At 68.8% G+C, this 22,137-nt stretch carries 21 protein-coding genes; 16 read left to right on the top strand and 5 right to left on the bottom strand.

Annotation, left to right across the window (positions count from 1 at the left end; all coding sequences use genetic code 11):
- Window positions 1-10: 10 nt before the first annotated feature.
- Complete coding sequence (locus K2R93_18555) at window positions 11-574, bottom strand: OmpH family outer membrane protein (protein ID MBY0491848.1); 564 nt, start codon at window positions 572-574, stop codon at window positions 11-13.
- A 361-nt stretch (window positions 575-935) separates the two neighbouring features.
- On the opposite strand from K2R93_18555, the gene K2R93_18550 reads away from it, so the two are divergent.
- On the top strand, window positions 936-3,329 hold the full coding sequence (locus tag K2R93_18550) for a protein kinase (protein ID MBY0491847.1): 2,394 nt from the start codon (window positions 936-938) through the stop codon (window positions 3,327-3,329).
- 98 nt (window positions 3,330-3,427) lie between these two features.
- A complete protein-coding gene (locus K2R93_18545; GenBank protein MBY0491846.1) occupies window positions 3,428-4,045 on the top strand; it encodes a Uma2 family endonuclease in 618 nt (205 codons plus the stop codon).
- On the opposite strand, the gene K2R93_18540 is transcribed toward K2R93_18545, so the two are convergent.
- The gene (locus K2R93_18540) at window positions 4,019-5,323 is read right to left on the bottom strand and encodes an amidohydrolase (GenBank protein ID MBY0491845.1); all 1,305 of its coding nucleotides are present in this window, start codon (window positions 5,321-5,323) and stop codon (window positions 4,019-4,021) included. The genes K2R93_18545 and K2R93_18540 overlap by 27 nt on opposite strands.
- 123 nt (window positions 5,324-5,446) lie before the next feature.
- Between K2R93_18540 and K2R93_18535 the strand changes: the two genes are divergently transcribed.
- Together K2R93_18535 and K2R93_18530 are read left to right on the top strand one after the other, a co-directional pair.
- The gene (locus K2R93_18535) at window positions 5,447-5,695 is read left to right on the top strand and encodes a type II toxin-antitoxin system VapB family antitoxin (protein ID MBY0491844.1); all 249 of its coding nucleotides are present in this window, start codon (window positions 5,447-5,449) and stop codon (window positions 5,693-5,695) included.
- Window positions 5,692-6,099: a type II toxin-antitoxin system VapC family toxin gene (locus K2R93_18530; GenBank protein MBY0491843.1), complete on the top strand. Its 408-nt coding sequence runs from the start codon at window positions 5,692-5,694 to the stop codon at window positions 6,097-6,099. The genes K2R93_18535 and K2R93_18530 overlap by 4 nt, the downstream gene beginning before the upstream one ends.
- Window positions 6,100-6,108: 9 nt before the next feature.
- Here K2R93_18530 and K2R93_18525 read toward each other — a convergent pair whose 3' ends face one another.
- Window positions 6,109-6,585: a hypothetical protein gene (locus K2R93_18525; GenBank protein ID MBY0491842.1), complete on the bottom strand. Its 477-nt coding sequence runs from the start codon at window positions 6,583-6,585 to the stop codon at window positions 6,109-6,111.
- A gap of 174 nt (window positions 6,586-6,759) precedes the next feature.
- Here K2R93_18525 and K2R93_18520 point away from each other — a divergent pair, with 174 nt between their 5' ends.
- The 8 genes from K2R93_18520 to K2R93_18485 all read left to right on the top strand — a co-directional run bounded on the left by K2R93_18520 (window position 6,760) and on the right by K2R93_18485 (window position 13,747).
- Entirely contained in the window at window positions 6,760-7,113 is a 354-nt protein-coding gene (locus tag K2R93_18520; GenBank protein MBY0491841.1) for a ribbon-helix-helix protein, CopG family, read from the top strand.
- Window positions 7,110-7,511: a type II toxin-antitoxin system VapC family toxin gene (locus K2R93_18515; GenBank protein MBY0491840.1), complete on the top strand. Its 402-nt coding sequence runs from the start codon at window positions 7,110-7,112 to the stop codon at window positions 7,509-7,511. The genes K2R93_18520 and K2R93_18515 overlap by 4 nt, the downstream gene beginning before the upstream one ends.
- A gap of 70 nt (window positions 7,512-7,581) precedes the next feature.
- Window positions 7,582-9,873 carry a protein kinase gene (locus K2R93_18510; protein ID MBY0491839.1) on the top strand — a complete coding sequence of 764 codons (2,292 nt, stop codon included), beginning with the start codon at window positions 7,582-7,584 and terminating at the stop codon, window positions 9,871-9,873.
- Window positions 9,870-10,019: a hypothetical protein gene (locus K2R93_18505; protein ID MBY0491838.1), complete on the top strand. Its 150-nt coding sequence runs from the start codon at window positions 9,870-9,872 to the stop codon at window positions 10,017-10,019. The genes K2R93_18510 and K2R93_18505 overlap by 4 nt, the downstream gene beginning before the upstream one ends.
- Window positions 10,020-10,097: 78 nt before the next feature.
- Window positions 10,098-10,502 (top strand): helix-turn-helix transcriptional regulator, encoded by a 405-nt coding sequence (locus tag K2R93_18500; GenBank protein MBY0491837.1) that lies wholly within the window; start codon window positions 10,098-10,100, stop codon window positions 10,500-10,502.
- On the top strand, window positions 10,499-10,984 hold the full coding sequence (locus K2R93_18495; GenBank protein MBY0491836.1) for a nucleotidyltransferase: 486 nt from the start codon (window positions 10,499-10,501) through the stop codon (window positions 10,982-10,984). Before K2R93_18500 ends, K2R93_18495 begins: the two co-directional genes overlap by 4 nt.
- Window positions 10,985-11,038: 54 nt before the next feature.
- Window positions 11,039-11,854, top strand: a complete 816-nt coding sequence (locus tag K2R93_18490; GenBank protein ID MBY0491835.1) for a serine/threonine protein kinase — start codon at window positions 11,039-11,041, stop codon at window positions 11,852-11,854.
- A gap of 66 nt (window positions 11,855-11,920) precedes the next feature.
- Window positions 11,921-13,747: a hypothetical protein gene (locus K2R93_18485; protein ID MBY0491834.1), complete on the top strand. Its 1,827-nt coding sequence runs from the start codon at window positions 11,921-11,923 to the stop codon at window positions 13,745-13,747.
- On the opposite strand, the gene K2R93_18480 is transcribed toward K2R93_18485, so the two are convergent.
- Complete coding sequence (locus tag K2R93_18480; protein ID MBY0491833.1) at window positions 13,748-14,737, bottom strand: NAD(P)/FAD-dependent oxidoreductase; 990 nt, start codon at window positions 14,735-14,737, stop codon at window positions 13,748-13,750.
- Between the two features lie 147 nt (window positions 14,738-14,884).
- Between K2R93_18480 and K2R93_18475 the strand changes: the two genes are divergently transcribed.
- The 3 genes from K2R93_18475 to K2R93_18465 all read left to right on the top strand — a co-directional run bounded on the left by K2R93_18475 (window position 14,885) and on the right by K2R93_18465 (window position 19,418).
- On the top strand, window positions 14,885-16,120 hold the full coding sequence (locus K2R93_18475; protein MBY0491832.1) for an SGNH/GDSL hydrolase family protein: 1,236 nt from the start codon (window positions 14,885-14,887) through the stop codon (window positions 16,118-16,120).
- Window positions 16,121-16,124: 4 nt separating this feature from the next.
- Window positions 16,125-18,842: a serine/threonine-protein kinase gene (locus K2R93_18470; protein MBY0491831.1), complete on the top strand. Its 2,718-nt coding sequence runs from the start codon at window positions 16,125-16,127 to the stop codon at window positions 18,840-18,842.
- A gap of 183 nt (window positions 18,843-19,025) precedes the next feature.
- Entirely contained in the window at window positions 19,026-19,418 is a 393-nt protein-coding gene (locus K2R93_18465; protein MBY0491830.1) for a type II toxin-antitoxin system VapC family toxin, read from the top strand.
- A gap of 106 nt (window positions 19,419-19,524) precedes the next feature.
- On the opposite strand, the gene K2R93_18460 is transcribed toward K2R93_18465, so the two are convergent.
- Window positions 19,525-19,749 carry a hypothetical protein gene (locus K2R93_18460; protein MBY0491829.1) on the bottom strand — a complete coding sequence of 75 codons (225 nt, stop codon included), beginning with the start codon at window positions 19,747-19,749 and terminating at the stop codon, window positions 19,525-19,527.
- 10 nt (window positions 19,750-19,759) lie between these two features.
- Here K2R93_18460 and K2R93_18455 point away from each other — a divergent pair, with 10 nt between their 5' ends.
- Entirely contained in the window at window positions 19,760-22,135 is a 2,376-nt protein-coding gene (locus tag K2R93_18455) for a protein kinase (GenBank protein MBY0491828.1), read from the top strand.
- The last annotated feature ends 2 nt before the right edge of the window (window positions 22,136-22,137 follow it).

Genomic DNA, 22,137 nt, shown 5'->3' with positions numbered 1-22,137 from the left:
CGCCGCGCGCCTACTTGCGCGCGGCGCTCCGCAGTTCGCGAATGATGGCGGCGGTCAGATCGATGCGGGCGTCGGCATCGATGATGGAGCCATCGCTCGCGAGATCGATGACAAGGTCATAGCCCTCGCGCACGCGCACCGTGCGCGCCGCCTGCAGGATGCGCTCGCGCAGCGGCGCCTGCAGTTCGGCCTGTCGCCGCATCACGACCTGCTCGAGATGGGCGACCATCTCCTCCACCATCAGCTCGCGCGCGCGCAGATGCATGGTGGTGGCCTCGCGCTGGCGAGGCGTCATCTGCGACTCCACCTTGGCGAACTCCTCGACGGCCGCGCGTAGCGAATCGGTCGCCGCCCCCAGCATGGTGCGCGCCTTGGCCTGCTCCAACGCGAACTCCGACTCGGCGCCACGCCGCTCCGGCATCGAATCGAGCACGGTGCGTGAGTCGAAGACCGCAATACGCGTGGGGCGACCGGCGGCGCTCTTTTGGGCGTGCACGCGAGACGCCGGGGTGAGGAGAGCCGCGAGCGTCAGGAGGATCGCGGCGGCGTGACGGGCAATGGAGGGGCGGGACATGGCAACGGTCCGGGTATGGCCGCGCCCCACGGCTGCCTCCAGGAGACAACGCGAGCCACGGCACAGGTGTGCAGTGGTCTCGCGCAATGACACGGTGTCCGTGTCATGCCACCGACCGGAGGCCAAGGCCTCGTGTTGACGATCGGCAGCGCCCGCCAACGGCGGGTGGCTACTCCCCAACTGAATGCCGGCTGCGCAGAAGCGCGCAGGACCGACGTGGGAAAGCTGGGCGGGGGCCGGCCCGGGATCAAGGTGCCGGCGCGTCCGTCCGGTCTTCGTTCCGCGCCGTGCGAAAATGACGCCCGCCCGCGCGGCCAGCATTACCCTGCGCGGTTGCCAGCGATAAACTCCCAGCGCACGCATGACCTCTCCCCTCCGCGACCAACTTCAAGCCGCCCTCGGCGCCGCCCTCGTGCTCCAGCGTGAGCTGGGCGGCGGCGGCATGTCGCGCGTCTTCCTCGCGCGTGATGAGGCGCTGGGGCGTGAGGTGGTCGTGAAGGTCCTGTCGCCCGAGCTGGCCGCGGGGCTCAGCAGCGAGCGCTTCACGCGCGAGATCAAGCTCGCCGCGTCGCTGCAGGAGCCGCACATCGTGCCCGTGCTCACCGCCGGCACCACCGCCGATGGACTGCCCTGGTTCACGATGCCGTTCGTGGCCGGTGAGTCGCTGCGGGAGCGGATGACGCGCGGGGCGATCCCCATGGCCGATGCGCTCGGCATTCTGCGCAACGTGGCGCAGGCGTTGGCGTATGCGCACGCCCGCGGCATTGTGCACCGCGACATCAAACCCGAGAACGTGCTGCTCTCGAGCGGCACGGCGGTGGTGGCCGACTTCGGCATTGCCAAGGCCGTCAGTGCCTCGCGGACGCAGGCCCCGGAGGCCACGCTCACGCAGGCCGGCATGGCCATCGGTACGCCGGCGTACATGGCGCCCGAACAGGCCACCGGCGACATCAACGCTGATCATCGCGTTGATCTGTATGCGTGGGGTGTGCTCGCCTACGAACTGCTCCAGGGCGCGCATCCGTTCGCCGATCGCACGACGCCGGCCGCGATGACCGCGGCGCATATCGCGACGCCCGCGCCGGCAGTGACGGTTTCGCAGGTGACGCCGATGGTGCGCACGCTCGTCGCGCGCTGCCTGGCCAAGGACCCAAACGATCGACCAGCGCGCATGGACGACGTGCTCGCTGCGCTCTCGGCGAGTAACGAGCGTACGGCGGAGGCGCCGATCACGCCGCCGTCGTGGAAGCGGCTGGTGCCGATTGCGGCACTGTTCGTGGCGGCGGCGGCCGCCTACGGCTGGTGGCAGACGCGATCCACCGCCGCACCGGTTGCCGCCGCCGGTACCGCGAGCACCGCGCCGTCGCTCGCCGTCATCCCGTTCGCATCCGTGGGCGGCGACACCGCCAACGTCTATCTCGCTGACGGGATCGCCGACGAACTCACGACGGTCCTCTCGCGCGTCCCGGGGCTGCGCCTCGCCGGCCGCTCCACCGCCGCGCGCTTCAAGGGCTCGACACTCACCGCCCGGCAGCTCGGCGACACGCTTGGCGTGCGCACGATTCTCCTTGGCAGTCTCCGTCGAGCTGGCGATCGCGTGCGCGTCACCGCGGAGTTGAGCGACGCGGGCGACGGGCGCGTACTCTGGCAGAACACCTTCGAAGAAGACGCGCGCGATGTGTTCAAGATGCAGGAGCAGCTGGCGCAGGCCATTGCCGGGCAGTTGCAACTGCGGCTGAGTGCGACGGCCACGAGTGCGGGCACGACGAACGCCGAAGCCTACGACTACTACCTGCGTGGCATGCAGGTGTATCGCAATCGGGGGCCGGTGTACGCCGATGCGGCGCGCTTTTTTGATGAAGCCATCAAGCGCGACTCGCTGTTCACTCGCGCATGGGCTGGCAAGGCGCTGTCTGTGAACGGATCACCGTTTTTTCAGCTGGTCCACCCGCGCGACGCCATCCCGATTGCCGAGTCGGCCGCTCGACGCGCGCTGGCCTTGGACTCGCTGAGCACCGAAGGACATACCGCGCTCGCCGCCATCGCCCACGCCCGTCTGGATTGGGATTTGGCGGAGCGCGAGGCGCAGCGCGCGATCGCTCTCGACTCGCTGAACACGATCGCGCACTGGCAGCTCGGATTCCGGGCGGCGAACTACGGTGACATTGCGGCCGCGAAGCGGGCCTTCGAACGCGTCCGGGATCTCGACCCGATGTTCGCCACGGGACTCGTCTATCTCGGCCTTACGGAGGTGCTCGCCGGACAGCGAGAGCAGGGCATCCGCGATGCCGTGCGTGCGCATGAACTGACGCCGTCGGTGCTCAGCGGACAGGGCATGCTGTTGTTGACGCTGCTCGCGGCGGGCGAGAATGCGCGGGCGGCGGAGTACGCCACCCGCTTTGCGGAGACGACCGACGATCCCATGCGCCTCGGTTTGCTGGTGCTGGCGATGCGCCGAGGCGGCAAGGTGGCCCTTGCGGCGCCAATCGAGAAGCGCGTGGACGCGCTACCGGACAACGTCCGCGGTGTCTGGAATAGCCGATTCCTCGCGCGTTTTGCTCGAGGCGACACGGCAGGCGCACTCGACGCCCTCGAACGGGCGAGCGCCGGCGATGGGGATCTGATCTATTCGAACGTCCTCGTGTCGCCGCTGTTCGACCCGATGCGCACGCAACCGCGCTTTCAAGCCGCGCTCGCGCGATTGCATCTGGAGAACTCGCCCGTGCGGGCGGGCCTAACGCCCCGCGCACGCTGATGCGGGCGGCCGCCGAGTAGACTCGGCGCGCCCGCCGAGCGTATCGTTTTTGTGCAGGCCGGTGACGCGGCAGTGACGCCGCGGCCTACCGTGCCCACATGACCACGACCCCGCTGCGGAGCACGCCCGTCATGACCGACGCGCCGGCCTTGATGACCGCCGATGAGCTCTTCACATATCACGTGCCGGGCAAGCGCACGGAGCTCGTGCGCGGTCGACTCGTCCTGCACGAACCCGCCAGCTTCTACCACGGGGTCGTGGCCGGCCGAGTCCTGTTGCGACTCGGCGCATGGCTCGAGAACGATCGCGTGGCACGTGGGGCGACGGAGCCCTTGGGCGACCTGCTGGCCGCCGACACGGGCTTTACGCTGACCCGAGAGCCCGATACGGTGCGCGCGCCGGATGTCGCGTTCGTGTACACCGAACGGCGGCCCCTCGAGACGCGCGGCTTTCCGGAACTCGCGCCCGATCTGGCGGTGGAGGTGCGCTCACCAAACGACCGCACGGGCGAGGTACTTTCCAAGGTCGGCGACTGGCTGAACGCCGGCACGTCCCTCGTCTGGGTCATCGACCCGCAGCGCCGATCGGCGCAGCAGTTCGCCGCCGACGGCACTATTTCTCTCCTGACGGAGCACGACGCGCTCACCGGCGACCCCGTCCTCCCCGGCCTGCGCATCCCCCTCGCCGACTTACTGGCGAACCTTCCCGCCGGCTAGGTAATCCGTCGCCAGGTTGGCCATCGCGCGCACCCCCGTCTCGAGCGCGCCTTCATCCGCAAAGAACAGCGGCGAGTGATTCGGCGCCGCGCTCGCGAGATCCTTGTCCTTGGGCGTGACGCCAAGGAAGACAAAGAGGCTCGGGATCTTCGTCGCGAACACCGGGAAGTCTTCGCTCGCCATGATCGGCCCGACGAGATTGAAGCCCCCGAAGCCGGCCGTGCGCTTGAGGGTGGGGATCATGCGCTCGCTGAGCGTGGTGTCGTTGGCCTGCACAAGCCCGCCCTTGTCCACCGTCACCAGCGCCGTGGCACCGGCGCTCGCCGCGATCTGCTCGGCGGTGCGCTTGATCCGTGACGCGATATCCGCGCGCATCACATCGTCGAACGTGCGCAGCGTCCCCACCATCACCACACTGTCGGGAATGATGTTGCTGCGATTGCCGCCGGTGATCTGCCCGACGGTGAGCACGCTGGGCAGGTACGACACATTCACCTGACGGCTCTCGATCGTCTGCAGCCCGAGCACGATCTGCGACGCCACCACGATGGGGTCGATGCCGCTCCACGGCTGGGAGCCGTGCGTTTGCTTCCCCTTCACGATGATCGTGAAGTTGCCGGCCGCTGCCATCTGCGGGCCCACGCGGATGTTGAGCGAACCCGTGCGCTGCGGCCAGACATGCAACCCGAAGATCGCGTTCGGGGTGGGTTCCGCGAGGGCACCGGCATCGACCATGGCCTGCGCGCCCCCCAACCCTTCCTCGGCGGGCTGGAAGAGGAACTTCACCGTGCCCGGTACCTGCGCCTTCATGCCCGCGAGCACTTCCGCAACGCCCATGAGAATGGCGACGTGATTGTCGTGCCCGCACGCATGCATCACGCCCACTTCCTGCCCCTGCCACATCGCCTTCGCCTTGCTCTTGAACGGCAGGTCCACGAGCTCCGTGACCGGGAGCGCGTCCATATCGGCGCGCAGCGCGACCACCGGGCCGGGCTTCCCGCCCTTGAGCACGCCCACCACGCCGGTGAGCCCCATCTGCTCGTGCACCTCGACCCCCAAACTCTTGAGATGCTCGGCGACGATCTTGGCCGTGCGCACCTCCTGCCCGCTCAGCTCCGGATGTTCATGCAGGTCGCGGCGCCACGCGACGACCTTGGGCATCACCGCCGGCAGTTTCGCCTCGATGAGCTTGGCGAGGTCGGAGGTCGGCGCCTGCTGCGCGGCGGCGAGGGCGGGCGCGAAGAGGAGAGCGGCGGCAAGGGCGAGCGAACGGAGCATGCGGTCGATTCTGGCTGTAAGGAGGAGGCGAAGGTAGCACCTGCTCAGCGCACTTCGACAGACGGGGTTGCCCCCTGGATATACCTAGGTAGATTATTTTCTAGCTTTCTATACGAGATGATGATGGCACTCAGCATCAAGGATCCCGAAACCGACCGTCTCGCTCGTGAACTCGCCGAGGTGACGGGCGAGACCATCACCGAAGCCATCCGTGTCGCGATCGCCGAACGGCTCGAGCGCGCGCGTGGACATCGGTACCCGCCCCTGCGCGCGGCCTTGCAGCGAATCCACGAACGGATGCAGGCGCTGCCGGTGCTCGATGCTCGTTCGCCGGACGACATGCTGTACGACGAGTTTGGGCTGCCCAAGTGATCTCGCGTGGTGTCGTGCTCGACAGCTCGGCGATTGTTGCCATGATCTGCCGGGAAGCGAACGCCATGGCGCTCGCGGATGCCGTGGAGAGCGCGTGGCCGCGGCTCGTGTCGTCGGCGTCCGTGCTTGAGTGCACCCTGGTGCTGCTCCAGCGGTTTGGGGCGAACGGGGATCTGCTGCTTGACGAGTTTCTGCGCGATTTCCGCGTCGAAGCCGTGGCCTTTGATGCCGAGCAGCTGCGTTGCGCGCGTGACGGCGCTCGGCGATTTGGGCGTGGGCGACATGCCGCGGCGTTGAGTTACGGTGATTGCTTCTCGTATGCGCTCGCGACGACCCGTGGCCTTCCGTTGCTCTACGTCGGCAACGACTTCGCCAGCACCGACGTCTCCGCGCTCCCGTACTGAGTCCGCCGCTCAGCGGAGATCGTAAAGCGCGGGTCGCTTCACGGATACCTCCGGCACCGGCAGCTCGCCCGTGATCCGCAACGTGTCTTCCTGGTGCGTCTCACTGCGCTCGTCGGCGGGGATAATTCCCGCGTCATTGAGCATGAGCCCCACCGCATCGGGAATCATCGCCGGCCACAGGAACGCGCCTTCGATGCGCACCAGCCGGCGCGGCCGCCGGTCCGTGCCGGCGTACTTGCGGCGCGCCCACAGTTCATAGACGACGGTGAGGAACCCGCCGAACGCGGCGAAGAGACTCCAGGTGACCACCGCTTCCTTGAACGGCAGATCGATGAGCATCCACACCAGCGTGCTGTAGCTCAGCACCATCCCCATGATCCCCATGCCGCGACGCAGCGCGGCGTTGAGCAGCACGCAGGCGGTGGTCCAGAGGAGGATGCCGAACAGCACGATCGCCCACATCAGATTGATGTTCAGGAACGTCATGCACGGTGGGGCTGGGCGACAGGCGCGCTCGCGTGAGGTGGGAAGATCCGCGCGGGATCTCCCCCACGTTGCAGCGGATCGGGCGGATGCGCCAGCCGATTGGGTGCACACGTATCCTCATGTCAATGTGCGGTTTAGCCTTGACTCGGCATGTCTTACCATATATGGTACCATATGCCTTCGATCAAGACGACGGTCTATCTGGACAGCGCCGACTACCGAGCGCTGCAGGCGCACGCTGAGGTGCAAGGACGGTCCGCGGCCGAGCTCATCCGGGAGGCGGTCCGGCACCTGGTGGCACAGCATGCAGGGCGTACGCCCAGTAATCGCGTCGCCGAAGCGACCCCGTACTACGCGGCTCGTGCTGAGCGGACGGCGAGCGGCTCCCCCCCGATCCCCAGCGCGCCGTTGCCGTCGATCGCCGACCGTCTGGCGGAGATTCAGGCCATGGTGCGTGAGATGCCGATCCTGGATGCGCGCCCCGCCGACGAGATCCTCGGATACGACGCGGATGGTCTCCCGAGATGAGTGGCGTCGTGCTCGATAGTTCGGCGATCATCGCGCTGATCGCCGGAGAAGCGGAGGCGCCACGTCTCGCGTCGGTGCTCGACGCCGCGTCCGATCGCGCGGTGGGCGCCGCCACCCTCGTGGAAGCGGGCATCGTGCTCCGGGCGCGCCACGGCGCGCGCGGCGATCTCGCCCTGGATGCCTTCCTCCAGCGTCTGGAGATCCGCGTTGTGCCCATCAGCGCGCGTGAAGCGATGTTCGCACGCGACGCACACCGGCGGTTCGGGCGCGGCGTCGGATCGCCGGCCGTCCTGAATTACGGTGACTGTCTGGCCTACGCGGTGTCGGCCTCATTGGGGTGGCCACTGCTTTGTGTCGGCGAGGACTTCCCCAAGACAGACGTGCGGCTGGCGGTCTAAACGCCACCAGGGCCAGTGGTAGCCACCAGCCGGTGGCCGCCCCAGATTCGGATGACCCCCTCCGAATTCTGTGACCGATACGCTTGCCCAACTGCAGTCCGCTCTGGAAGACCGCTACCGCGTTGAGCGCGAGCTCGGCGCCGGGGGCATGGCGACCGTGTACCTCGCGCGTGATCTGCGACACGAGCGCGATGTCGCGATCAAGGTGTTGCGGGCGGACGTGGCGGATCGGGTGGGGCGCGAGCGCTTTCTGCGCGAGATCCGTGTCGCGGCCGGATTGAGTCATCCGCATATCCTGCCGCTGCTTGATTCCGGCGAGGCCGCCGCGCAGCTCTTCTATGTGATGCCCGTCGTGCGTGGCGAGTCGCTGCGCGTGCGCCTCGAGACCGGCCTGCTGCCCGTGGCCGACGCGGTGCGCATCGTGAGCGAAGCGGCACGCGCCCTCGAGCACGCGCACAAGGCCGGCGTCATCCATCGGGACATCAAGCCCGAGAACATCCTCCTGCAGGATGGGCAGGCGCTCGTCGCCGATTTCGGTATCGCGCGCGCGATGGACAGCGCGCAGGGCGATACGCTCACGCAGGCCGGCATGAGTGTGGGCACGCCCGCTTACATGAGCCCTGAGCAGGCCGTCGGCGATATCGTGGACGGGCGCAGCGATCAGTACGCGCTCGCGTGTGTGCTGTATGAATGTCTGGTGGGCGAACCGCCGTTCACCGGGCCAACGGCGCAAGCCGTGATCGCCAAGCGATTCGTGCAGACGCCGGCCGATGTGCAGGCGCTGCGCGAAGGCGTGCCGCGTCCAGTCGCGCTGGCGCTGCAGCGGGCCTTGCAGCGCACACCCATCGATCGATTCGAGTCGTCGGCCGCATTTGCCACGGCGCTGCAGGAAGCGGCCGCGACACCAGTGGCCACGCGCGTCGCCGCGTCGGCACCGGAGCAATCGGTGGCCGTGCTCGCGTTCGACAGCCCAAGTGGCGACCCCGACGACGAGTTCTTCGCCGACGGCATCACGGAAGAAATTCTGACCGCGCTCGCGCAACACCCCGAGCTCAAGGTGGCCGGGCGGGCGTCCAGCTTTTCGTTCAAGGGCAAGAGCATCGACACCCGACTGATTGCCGAGCAATTGGGGGTGCGGACCGTGCTCGAAGGCTCCGTCCGGCGCTCGCGGGACCGCGTGCGGATTACGGCGCGCCTGGTCGATGCGGCCGATGGCTATCAGCTGTGGTCGGAGCGTTACGATCGGCAGATCGAAGACGTGTTCGCCGTGCAGGACGAGATTTCGTCGACGATTGCGCAGCGGTTGCGCGCGACGCTCGCGGTGGACGCGCCGACTCGGCGCCAGCGCACCACGGCCAGTGTCGAGGCGTACGAGGCGTATCTCAAGGGGCGGGCGTTGCAGTATCGGCGCGGCCGACACATTCGCGAAGGGCTCGCGCAGCTGCAGAAGGCGCTCGCGGCAGATCCCACGTACGCGTTGGCGTGGGCCGGCATTGCCGATACCTACACCCTGCTGGCGTACTATGGTGTGATGCGGGCGAGCGATGCCCAACCGCGCGCCGAAGAGGCGTCACGTCGCGCGTTGGAGTACGGCCCCGACCTCGCCGAGTGCAACGCCTCACGCGGCCTCTACGAGTTGTTCCTCGCCTGGAACTGGGCCCGGGCCGAGGAGCTGTTGAGTCGCAGCTACGCACTCGACCCGAGCTACGCCCAGGGCACGGCGTGGTACTGCTTCTTTGCCCGCGGCAGCATGCTCGGTGAGTGGCAGGAGGCCGTGAACGGCATGACGCGGCTGGTGGCCCGCGATCCGCTCTCCGCGTATGCCCAGGCGATCAGCGCGGCCTGTCATGCCGGGGGCCATATCGGCGACGGCGGCGTGGCGGCCGCCGAACGCGCGGTCGCGCTCGATCCGGATGCCTTTGCCTCGTGGCATTGCGGGCTGATGGGGATCCTCGCGACGAACTCGCCGAGCGAGGTGCGGCGTTATCTCGACGGCGCGTTCGCGACGTCTGGGCGTTCAATCGTCTCGCTGGGACTCTATGCCTTCTGGTGCGTGGACCAGTGCGATATCGACGGAGCGCAGCTGGCCTTTGCGGAGCTCGAAACACGCGCCCACCGCGAGCCGGATCTCCCCTGTCTCCGTGGCGCCCTCGCGTTGCTGCTGGGGCATGAGACGCGGGGTCAGGCGCTGCTGCTGGAGGCCGAGCAGCGCCGGGATCCGCAGATCTGTCAGTATCTGCATCTCGATCGGATGTTCCCCTGTCTGCAGCGCGCCCGAGCCCATCCCGCGCTGCGCGCGCTGGAAGATCGTGTGGGCCTGACGGACTTCCTGCGCACGCGCGCCTCCCGGAGTTCGCTGTGAACCCAGTCGATCAACTCACCGCCGCCCTCGCCGATCGCTACCAGGTCGCCCTGTTGCGCCCGGTCGGCGGCGAGGCGAAGGCGCTCATCGTGCACAACTGGCGGCGGGAGCGGCGGGAGCGGCTCGCGCGGGGGGCGGCCAAATGAACGCGAATTACTCCGTTTAGGGCATATTTATCCCTTTATAGCTTATCTTCTTGGCGAAATACCATTAGATTTCGCCGCATGGACCTCCCCGCCCTCGGCCTCCTGCTCCGCAACGCCCGCCGCGCCGCCGGCGAGTCGCAAGCCGACCTTGCGGCCCGCACGGGGGTGGGGCTGCGCCTGATCACCGAATTCGAGCGCGGCGCACGACCGAACGTGAGTCTGGAAACCGCGGTGGGGTTGCTGACGGCAGTGGGAGTCACGGCCGTCTTCCAGGCCGCCGATGGCACCGAGTGGCGCGCCGAAGATGCGCCAGCGGCGGCGCGCGCACGGGCGGCGATGCGGCGCCGGAGCTGGACCGGTCATGTGAGCGCCCTGCATCGCGACGCGCATGACCCGCCGGCGTCGAGCGATGACATGGCGAGCAATCTGGAGCGTACCGCGCGTCTCTCCACGACCGTCGCCGCCCTGAGACCGACGGCGTGACTCGCGCGCCGCGGACGCACACGAACGCTCGGCTCTCACCAGACTTTCAGGACTTCGCGCGCGCCCTCGCCGCTCATGGCGTGGATGCCCTGCTGGTGGGCGGGTATGCGATGGGTGCGTACGGTGTCATTCGCGCCACGGAGGATATCGACTTCTTCTATCGCGCCTCAGCGGCCAACGTGGCGCGCCTCTGCGCGGCCCTCGACACCTTCGGTGCCCCGCCGGCCATCATCGATGCCGCGACCCTCAGCCGTCCCGACACGGTGGTCATGTTCGGGGCGCCACCGCAGCGCATCGATCTCCTGTCGTCCATCAGTGGCGTGTCCTTCGATGAGGCGGCGACCGGCGGCCCCGTGATCGTCGTCGATGGCGTTGCGATCCGCCTCATCGCACGCGACGCGCTGATCCGAAACAAGCGGGCCGCCGCGCGCCCGAAGGATCTGACCGATGCGGCCGCGTTGGAGGCGCTCGACGCGAGCTAGTGGTATCGCGCCCGCCATCCGCGTCGCAGATTCGAAGCACCCCTCCGGAATATCGTGACCGACACGCTCGCCCGTCTCCAATCCGCCCTCGCCGACCGCTATCGCGTCATCCGTGAACTCGGCGCCGGTGGCATGGCCACCGTGTACCTCGCGCACGATCTGCGGCATGAGCGCGATGTCGCCATCAAGGTGCTGCACCCGGATCTGGGCGCGGCGCTCGGCGCCGAGCGCTTTCTGGCGGAGATCAAGACCACGGCGAAGCTGCAGCATCCGCATATTCTGCCGCTGCTCGATAGCGGCGCGGCGGATGGGTTGTTGTTCTATGTGATGCCCTTCATTGCCGGCGAGACGCTGCGCGCGCGGCTCGATCGGGAGAAGGTGTTGCCCATCGCCGAAGCCGTGCGCCTGGCGCGTGAAGCCGCGGCGGCGCTGGACTATGCGCATCGGCAGGGTGTCGTGCACCGCGACATCAAGCCCGAGAACATCCTGCTGCACGACGGCAGTGCGCTCGTCGCCGATTTCGGCATCGCGCTCGCTGTGCAGCAGGCGGGCGGCGCGCGCATGACGCAGACGGGGCTCTCGCTCGGTACACCGCAGTACATGAGCCCTGAGCAGGCGATGGGCGAGCGGACCGTCGACGCGCGGAGCGATCTCTATGCGCTCGGCGCGGTCACGTACGAAATGCTCACCGGGGATCCGCCCTTCACCGGCAACACGGTGCAGGCGATCGTGGCGAAGGTCCTCACCGAGCGGCCGGTCGCACCCACCACGGTGCGCGACACGATCCCGCTGCACGTGGAGCAGGCGGTGATGGCCGCGCTCGCCAAGTTGCCGGCGGATCGGTTGGAGAGTGCGAGGCAGTTTGCGTAGGCGCTGAGCGGGCAGGCAGCGGTCAACGCCCCAACGGTATCGGGCGCGCGGGCCGCGGCGGCGCCAGTGCGGGGCTCGCGCCTGCCGCTGATGGTGATGGGCGTCGTGACGGTCCTCGCGCTCGCCTTTGGCGTGTGGCACGGCGCTGGTGGAACCATCTCGGCGAATACCGAGCGGTATCGCCTGCAGTTCGATCTGTCGCGCGATGGCAGTGCAAAGCTGCACGCCAGCACCGCCTTCGCGGTGTCTCCAGACGGACGCCTCGTCGCGTACGTGCTGACCGATACGAGTGGACATCGGAGCCTCTGGTATCGTCGCCTGGATTCGCTCCAGAGCACGTCGGTAGAAACCGTCGATGATGTCGACCAGCCGTTCTGGTCGCCCGACAGCCGCGAGCTGGGCTTCTCCGCTGGTGGCGAGCTGCTCCGCGCGGATCTTCGGGGCGGACGGCCCGTGGCGATCGCCAAGGTCGCACGGCCAGGCGCCACGCCGCTCTGGATGGCGGACGGCTCGATTGTCTTGACCACGCCCAGTAACGACCAGCTCCTTCGGATTCAGCGAGACGAACGAACACCCAGCGTCATCGCACGCGCCGACACCGCCCGCGGGTTTCAGTCGCTGTCACCGATCGATGCGTATCCGGACGGTCGTCATGTCCTGGTCTCAATGTCGCATCCCTCCGGTTCACCGTGGGAGCTGCACGCCGTCGATCTGCAGGCCACAGCCCCGGCACTCGATCATCCGCTGCCGAAGCTGCTCGCGACGGCGAACGTGACGGGCATGCGGATTGTCGGCGCGCAGTACATCATCAACCGCGGCGGCGATCTCTGGAGTCAACCGTACGGCGACGATCTCGACGCCACGGGCGATCCGACCGTGTTCGTGAGCGGGACCTTCGTGCGCTCGTTCTCCATCTCGGCGGGCGGTGTGCTGGCCTATTTCGTGGCGTCCGATACGCGCGCCCGTCGGATGGTCCTGGTGGATCGATCGGGGAAGGTCATCCGGCAGCTTGGCCCGCAGGCCGACGGCACCGGCTACGACTACTACGCGCCGCGCTTCGCACCTGACGGGAAGTCCATCGCCTACGAGTATCACAGCGGCAAGGGTACCGGTGACCTCTTCGTCTACGATCTGACCGCGGATCGCGCGCTCCGACAGACACTCGACGAAACCCATCACAACGCCTTCGCGGCGTGGTCACCTGACGGGAAGGACGTGGCGTTCCAGTCCACACGCAATGGCGGTGACATCTTCATCAAGGCCGTCAATGGCGGCCCTGAACGTCGCCTGCCTCTGAAGGTTGCCCGTTCCATCGTCTCCGATTGGAGCCCCGACGGTCGCGTGATCCTGTTCAACAACCGGAACTCCGGGGGCGACGTGTGGCAAACGACGCCGTCGGGCGATAGCGCGGCGCCCGTCCTGGCGTCGCCCGCGAACGAGTTGCACACGTCGTTTTCGCCGAACGGCAAGTACATCGCCTACGCCTCGGACGAACAGGGCGGTCGCATGCAGGTCTATGTGCGCCGGTGGCCCCTGACCGATGAGAAGTGGCTGGTCAGTGCCGGGACCGGCGAGGCCCCGCGCTGGCGACGGGATGGCAAGGAGCTCTACTACCTCAAGTACGAGCAGGGGGATGCGCGCGCCGAGGTGCTGGCGGTGGACGTTGACGTGAACGGATCCACCTTTGCGTCGCGTCCGCCGCGTTCACTCTTTCGAGCGCCGATCAAGACGCCGTCGGTCGCGCTCCGAAGCGGGATCTCGTACGACGTCGCGCCCGACGGCCAATCGTTTGCGGTCGTGATGTACGATGACGTCACGACGCCGGTCGCCCCGACGCTGCAGATCTACATCAACTGGACGGCGGCACTCACCGCCGGTGCGTCGGGCCGCTAGTTACACCCCCACCACCGTCCGCTCCACCGGCAGCAAACTCTTGTGCATCGCCATCGCCGCCACCGCACCCGCGGCGGCGGCCCGAATGGCGAGCTGCGGCCCCGGCGTGATGTCGCCGGCGGCGAAGACGCTCGGCACCGTCGTCGCGCCGTGCACCGACACCATCACATGCCCGCCGCGATCGCGGGCGCACCCGAGCTGCGCCGCCAGATCGTCGGCCGGCCGCTGCGCCACGTTGAAGAAGAGCTTGTCCACCGCCAGCACGTCGCCGTTCGCCAACGCGAGCGCCTGCAGCCGGGGGCCGTCGTGCACGACCCGCTCGATGGCCTCGCTGCGGAGCGTGATGCCGTTCTGGCGCAGACGCTCACGCGCCGCCGGCGAGAGTCGTGCGGGGCGCCCGTTGGTCGCGATCGTGAGCGCCGCACTCCACGTCCGCAGCGCGAGGGCCATCGCCATCGCCCGGCGGCCGGCGCCCACCACGGCGATGCGCAAGCCCCGCGATTCATGGCCGTCGCAGTCGGGGCAGACGTGCGCGCTGGTCCCGTACACCCGTTCCAGGCCGGGGATGTCGGGCCAGACGTCCATCAGCCCGAAGGCGAGCAACACCCGACGCGCGTGCAAGGTGTCGCCGCCTGCAATGTGCAGCGCGAAGCACGTATCGCGCGTGGCATGCCCGCACGGCTCCACGCGCAACACGTCGGCGTCGGCGAGCAGCACGTCATATCGCGCGGCCTCGAGGCGACCCGCTTCCCGGAGCGATCCCGGCCGCACGCCGGCGAGTCCGAGATAGCCGTTCACGCCACGCGTGGCCCAATTGCGCGGGTCGCCGCGATCGACGAGCAGCACCTGGCGCCCATAGCGACCGGCCCAGATCGCGGCGGACAGTCCGGCGGGGCCACCGCCAACGATCGCGATGTCGTACGGCTTTCCCGATACCCCGAGCAAATCGATAGGCGTCATGCCGCGCGGCCACAGCAAAGACGCGGCCACGGCGTGATCCGCCCCGCCGACGCGCGGGACGATCGTGGCGGACTCGTCTCCCGAGCCGTACACTTGGAGGTGCTCTTCCTTGCGAGGCGTTGCGTGGCGACCCGTCGGATTGTCGTGTCGGCTGGTGTGTGGGCGTGTATGGCAGCGATGGCCCTTCCCCTTCAGGCGCAAGCGCGCCGGAGTGCCGCCCCCCCGCCGCGGTGGCTCGCGACGTGGGCGCCGAGTCTGCAAGCCGCGGCGCCGCGCCCGCCGGCGGACTCCGTCGATCGGGTCATCACGGTCGTCGATCGCACGCTGCGCCAGGTCGCCCGCGTGTCGATCGGCGGCCAGCAGATGCGCCTGCGCCTCTCGAACGAGTACGGCGATCGCCCGCTGATCATTCGTGCCGCGCATGTGGCGCTGCGACGCGGCGGCGCAGCGGCGGGCCCCGCGATCGACCCGGCGACCGATCATGCGGTCACTTTTGACGGGCGAGCCGCGGTGACCGTGCGCCCGGGCGGCTACCTCATCAGCGATCCGGTGGCGTTTGCGATCCCCGATCGCGCCGACGTCATGATCAGCCTCGCCATCGCCGACTCGGCGCGCACCACGACGCGGCACAGCCTGTCGGTGCAGCGCAGCTGGATCTCGCCGCCGGGTGATCACGTCGCCGAGGCGACATTCCCCCCCGACACGTCGTTCGTGGCGTGGGCCTTCGTGGCCGGCATCGACGTGGTGAACCCGCGGGCGAGCGGCGTGATCGTGACCATCGGCAACTCCATCACCGATGGCTTCGGCGCGCCGGTGGACAGCAACGCGCGCTGGCCCGATGTGCTCGCCGAGCGACTGGTGGCGGGCCGCGGAGCGCCCATGGCGGTGGTGAATGCCGGCATCAGCGGCAATCGCGTGCTGTCCACGGTGACCGGCCCCAGTGCGCTGCTGCGCTTCGATCGCGACGTGCTGATGCAGCCGGGGGTGACGCACGTGATTGTGCTCGAAGGGATCAACGACATCTCGCGTGGCACGCCCGCGACGAATCCGCGCGACGAGATGCCCATCGAGGAGCTCATCGCCGGCCACCGGCAGCTCATCGCGCGGGCGCATGAGCGTGGGCTCAGGATCTTTGGCGCGACCCTCACCCCCGTAGGCGGCATGAACCGACCGGCGCAGCGCGAGGTGCAGGAAAAGCACGCGGCATTCAACCGCTGGCTGCGCACGAGCGGCGAGTACGACGGCGTGATCGATTTCGAGAGGGCCACGTGGGATCCGGCGGATACCACGCGCATGCTGCCGGCGTACGACTCGGGCGATCATCTGCACCCGAGCGGCGCGGGGTACGCGGCGATGGGGAAGGCGATTGCGTTGGAGTTGTTCCGGGCGGAGCGCACGAAGGGAAAACGGTGACGGCGTGAGTACCGGCCCTGAGGCGCTCCGCGCCGCGCTGGCGGATCGGTATGTCATTGTACGCGAGCTCGGCGCCGGCGGCATGGCCACCGTGTACCTCGCGCGCGACGTGCGGCATGCGCGCGAGGTGGCGGTCAAGGTGCTGCACCCCGAGTTGGCCGCGGTGCTGGGCGCGGAGCGGTTCCTGAGCGAGATCCGCACCACCGCGAGTCTGCAGCATCCGCACATCCTCCCGCTCTTCGACAGCGGCGAGGCGGCCGGGCAGCTGTTCTATGTGATGCCCTTCGTGGATGGCGAAACGCTACGCTCGCGGCTCGAGCGCGAGCAGCAACTCCCCATTCCCGACGCGTTGCGGATTGCCCGCGAGGTCGCCGATGCGCTGCAGTACGCGCACGACCGCGGGGTCATTCATCGCGACATCAAGCCGGAGAACATCCTGCTGCAGGGCAGCCATGCGCTGGTGGCCGACTTCGGGATCGCGCTCGCCGTGACGAACGCGGGCGGTGGGCGCATGACGCAAACGGGGCTCAGTCTTGGCACGCCGCAGTACATGAGTCCCGAGCAGGCGACCGGCGAGCGCACCATCGATGCACGGGCCGATGTCTATGCGCTCGCCGCGGTGACCTACGAGATGCTCGTCGGCGAGCCGCCGTTCACCGGGCCCAACACGCAGGCGATCGTCGCCCGGTTGCTGACCACCGCACCGGCCTCGCTCATCGCCACGCGCAATACCATTCCCGCGCACATCGACGCCGCGGTGCTGGGGGCGCTGGCGAAACTGCCCGCCGACAGGCCGGCGAGCGCGGCGGAGTTCGCGGGGCAGATCAGCGGCACATCGCCGGTGACACTGGCACTCACGGGAGAGGCGGGGCTCCAAGGTGGCGGCGCCAGGGGCGCGACCACCGACGATCCGCGACGACTCACGCGTGCGCTGCAACGGACCCGCGTGGCGCTCTGGCTCACCGCCGCCACGGCCATCGCGTCGTTGAGCGCACTCGCCTGGCTTGCGCAGCGACCGGCGCCCGCCTCGCCGGCGCGGACCTTCGTGATGGCGCTCCCCGACAGCCTGGCGCTGCTGGATGCGCCGGTGGGTCGCCGGGTCGCGCTGTCGCGCGACGGACAACGCGTGTACTTCGTCGGCGGGACACCGTCGAATTACGGGCTCTTTGTACGCGAGCTCGCGGATACGCTCGTCCGTCGCCTGCCCGGCGGCGAGCGCGGCGGCGGTCCGGTCACCTGCCCTGATGGCAAGTGGCTGTATTTCACGCGCGTGAACCTGGGCGTCTGGCGTATGCCGCCAGACGGTGGACAGCCAACGCTGGTGGCAGACTCCGCCACCGTGACCGACTGCGATGCCGACGGTGCACTGCTCATGCTTCGCGGTCCGCGCCTGTTGCTGTGGCGAGAGGGACGACCGCTGCAGCTGGTCGCCGCGCCCGACAGCAGCCGTGGTGAGTCGGCGGTCGGGTCCGGCACCTTTCTGCCGGGAGGCACCCATGTGGTGTTCTCGGTGCGTCGCATCGGCGAGCCCATCACCCGCAGCATCCTCGGGACGGCGCCGCGCACAGGTGGCGCCATCACGTCACTTGGCGTCGTGGGGCTGCGCGCGCGATGGAGCAATGGACAGCTGCTGTATGTGCGGAACGGGGATCTCGTCGCGGCCCCCTTCGATGCGGCGCAGCGCGTCCTCTCGAGCGCCGCGCAGACGGTGGCGCGGAACGTCGCGACCCGCTTGACGGGGAGCGACTTCGATGTCAGCGACGACGGCACCCTCGTCTATGGATCGGGGAATTTCGGCTCCCGATTCCATCTGGTGCGCGTGGACCGCGCCGGACGCGAGGCGCTGCTCGATCGCGAACCGGGGTTGTACAGTTGGCCGCGTGTCTCGCCCGACGGCAAGCGGATCGCCGTGGAAGTGCAGGCCATGGATAACGCCGGATACGACGTGTGGCTGTTCACCCTGGCCAGCCAGTCGCTGGAACGCCTGACTCGTGGCTATTCTGGTGTCCGACCAGTCGGGTGGAGCGCGGACGGCCGGCGCGTGGCCTATCTCACGGTCCGAAAGCCCGGCCCCACGGTGGCGACACGCACCCTCGCGTGGATTCCAGCCGACCTCAGTGGCGCGCCGGAGGAGATTCCGCTCCGCGCCCCCGGCGGGGCGGCGCTGGAGGATGCCACACTTCGCGGCACCACGAATCTGATTGCGTTCCGCACCGGTGGGTACGGCGCGCCGGGTGATCTCTGGATCGCCGCACCCGCGCCGGGCGATAGCGGGCGCGTCGTGCGCCCCTTCGCAGCGACCGACGCGGATGAGGAGACGCCGCGCCTGTCGCCGGACGGACGCTGGGTCGCCTATGCCAGTAATGAGACGGGTCAGTTCGAGGTGTACGCCCGCGCCGCAGATGGTACGGGTGGCCGGATCTCGATCTCTGCCGGCCCCGGTGCGGAACCCGTCTGGACCGCCGACGGCCGCGGCCTCTACTATCGTGGCGACGGCCGCATGTACTTCGCTGCCTTCGCCAACGGCACCACGCTGCAGGTCGCGCGGCGCGACTCGCTGTTTGCCGATGTCTATCGCCGCGAAACGTTGGCGGTGTCGTATGACGTCTTCCCCGACGGCCAGACCCTGCTGATGCAGAAGCCCGGCGGCCTGAGTGGACGGTCACCGATCGTCGTGCTCAACTGGCCGGCGCTGCTCAAGGCCGGGCCGGAGAAACGGTGAGTACGGCGCCGATCGCGGTGCACTCGCCCAGGGACTCGCGCTCTCCGACTATCTCCGCGCGGAGCTCGAACGTTCCGTCGCGCAGCTCACGCCGGACGAATTGCGCGCGGCCCTCGCGCGCCTCGACGCGGTGGCCACGTCGGAGACGGCCGCCGAGGCGATACGGGCGGAGCGCGAGGGGCGGTGATCGTCGTCGATGCCTCCGCCATGATCGAGCTGCTGCTGCGCACCCCCTTGGGTCAGCGCATCGAGGCGCGGCTGTTCGACACCCCGAGTGCGTTGCATGCCCCAGAGCTGCTCGACGTGGAAGTCGTTCAGGTGTTGAGACAATTCGAGGCGCGTGGCGAGCTGTCCGCCACGCGCAGTGCCACCACGCTCCGACTCCTCGACGAACTGCCGGTGCGCCGTTACCCCCACGCGCCCCTCGTCTCCCGCATGTGGCCGCTCCGCTCCCACCTGACGGCATACGACGCGACCTACGTCGCACTGTCCGAGGCCCTTGCTGCGGTGCTGATCACGTGTGACGCGCGCCTTGCTCGCGCGCCCGGCGTTCGCGCGGTGGTCGAGGTGGTGTGACCGGCGCCGCCGTAAGCGCCACCCCGTCGAACTGACGTTGTTCGGGCCGGCCGGGGACTCGCCGCCGGAGTAGCACGAGCAGGAGTCCGGCAGCGGCTGCCTCCCCTCATCCCCCTCGCGTCTGCAGGGCCCGCATTCGGTCGCGCACCGCGCGGACCGCGGTCTGCATTGCCGGCTCCGCCTCCTTCCACATGTCCACGAAGTCGCCGTAGCGCTGCAGGGCGTCCCGCGTGTGGCCCGCCTGCTCGTGCAGCTCGCCGAGTCGGCGATAGGCGCGCGCCAGATACTTGGTGAGCGGCAGCCCCGAGCGGGAGCGGGGTTGCCGGTGCATGTTCTCCGTCATGACCGTTCCCGAGACGCTGCGCACCGCCCTGGCCGACCGCTACGAGCTCCTGCGCGAGCTCGGTGCCGGCGGCATGGCGACGGTCTATCTCGCGCGCGATCTCAAGCACAACCGGCAGGTCGCGGTGAAAGTCCTGCGTGCCGACCTCGCCGCCGCCTTGGGGCAGGAGCGCTTTCTCCGCGAGATCCGCATCGCCGCGGGGCTGCAGCACCCGCACATTCTGCCCCTGTACGATTCGGGGGAGGCGGCGGGCGCCCTGTATTACATCATGCCCTATGTGAACGGCGAGACGCTGCGGGCGCGAATGACCCGGAGCCTCGTCCCGGTGGCGGAGGCGCAGCGCATTCTGCGCGAGATCGCGCGGGCGCTCGCCTATGCGCACGCGCGCGGTATCGTGCATCGGGACATCAAGCCGGAGAATGTCCTGCTGGAACCCGGCGTCGCGTACGTGGCCGACTTCGGTATCGCCAAGGCCGTCGATGCCGCGCGAACCGACGATGGGCACGGCCTCACGACCGCCGGTCTGGCGATCGGCACCCCCGCGTACATGGCGCCCGAGCAGGCGCTCGGCGCGCCGGTCGATGCCCGCACGGATCTCTACGCGTGGGGCGTGCTCGCCTACGAGCTGCTCTCGGGCGCGCATCCCTTTGCCTCGCGCACCACCGCCCCGCAGCTGGTGGCGGCGCACCTCAGCGAAACGCCGGCGCGCCTCACGCCACGCCCGGGTCTGTCGCCCGCGCTGATCGCGCTCATTGCGCAGACGCTCGCCAAGTCGCCGGATGAGCGCCCGGCGTCGGCCGACGAACTCGTCGCCGCGCTCGAAGCGACGCACACCGCCGGCGCGATCGCCGAAGGCAGTGCCGGGTCGCCGCGAACCGCCGGCACGCGGAGGACGGCCGCGCTCGTCGTCAGCGCGCTCGTGGCTGGCCTCGTGCTGTTCGCCGTCCTGCGCGGGCGGACCGGCAACGGCGTGCCGTCGACTCGCGCCGAGACACCACCCGGTGAGCGCGCCGCGCCATCGCTGGTGGTGCTCCCGTTCACCAACTACGGTGGCGTCCCCGAGAACGAGATCTTCGCCGACGGCATGACCGAGGATGTCATCACCCATCTGTCGACCGCCGGGGGGCTCACGGTGATCAGTCGCACCTCGGCCATGGCCTACAAGGGGAGCACGAAATCGGTCACCGATATTGCAGCCGAACTCGGCGTCACCTCGGTGCTCGAGGGAAGCGTCCGCCGAGTCGGCTCACGCGTGCGCGTCGTGGCGCAGCTGGTCGATGCCCAAACGCGCGCCAATCGCTGGGCGGGCACCTTCGATCGTGAGCTCGTGGATGTCTTCAGTATCCAGAGCGAGGTGGCGCAGGCCATCGCCGACACGCTGCGCGCCACGCTGCACCCCGAGGCGCGGCGGCAGATGGCGCTGGTCCCTACGCGCGACACGCTTGCCTACCAACTGTACTTGCAGGGTCGTGCGCTGGCAGAGCGGCGCACATCGGGCGCAATCCGCCAGGCGCTCGTGCTGTACGATTCGGCCGTCGGGCGGGACTCCTCGTTCGCGCTGGCCTACGCACAGAAGGCGTTGGACCTCGCCGTGTTGCCTTCGGTGGACACGACGGATCCACGTCCTATGTACATGCGCGCGCGTGAAGCCGCAAAGCGCGCGGTCGCACTCGACCCAAGCCTGACCGAAGCGCACCTGGCATTGGGCGTTCTGGAGATCGTGGGCGGCTACGATTGGGCCGTATCGCTGCGTGAGCTTGACCTTGCTGTTGCGAGTGGCGCGGGCAACAGCCGCGTACACCTGCGCCGCGCCATGCTGATGTGTGCCCTGCGACGCGATTCAGCCGTCGCTGCCGAAGTGCAGGAAGCCGTGCGTCTCGATCCGATGTCCGGCGCGACGCTGCAAAGCGCGGGATCGTACCTGTTCTGCGCGCGTCGCACCGCGGACGCGCTCGCCATGATGCAACGGGCGGCAGCGATCGATCCCGGGAATCGACTCATTTATGCGACCCTGCAGCACGCCGCATGGACCCTCGGTGATGTCGAACAGATCATCGCATCGACGAATAGCATGGCGCGCGCGGAGGGTGGCCAGGGCATTGACCCCGTTCGGGCCCGAGCGGCCGCGCGCCATGGGCTGGCGGCGCTCGCGCGCTTCATGCTGGCCGAGAACCGCGCGCCGCAGGCCGTGCGATCGCAAATCATCTATCATGCCGTGTTGAACGATCGGGATGCAGTGATGGCTGACCTGCGTCGCCGCTACGCCCGGCGAGATCCCGCGCTGTACTGGGTGGTGCGCGTCCCGATACTCGATCGGCTGCATGACGACCCCCGGCTGATCGCGTTGCTGCGCGACATGCACCTCGACCCGTGAGC

This window comes from Gemmatimonadaceae bacterium (genome assembly GCA_019752115.1).
Taxonomy (GTDB): Bacteria; Gemmatimonadota; Gemmatimonadetes; order Gemmatimonadales; family Gemmatimonadaceae; genus Gemmatimonas.
Note: the sequence above shows the minus strand (reverse complement) of the source record. Positions and strands in the feature narration are given on the sequence as shown.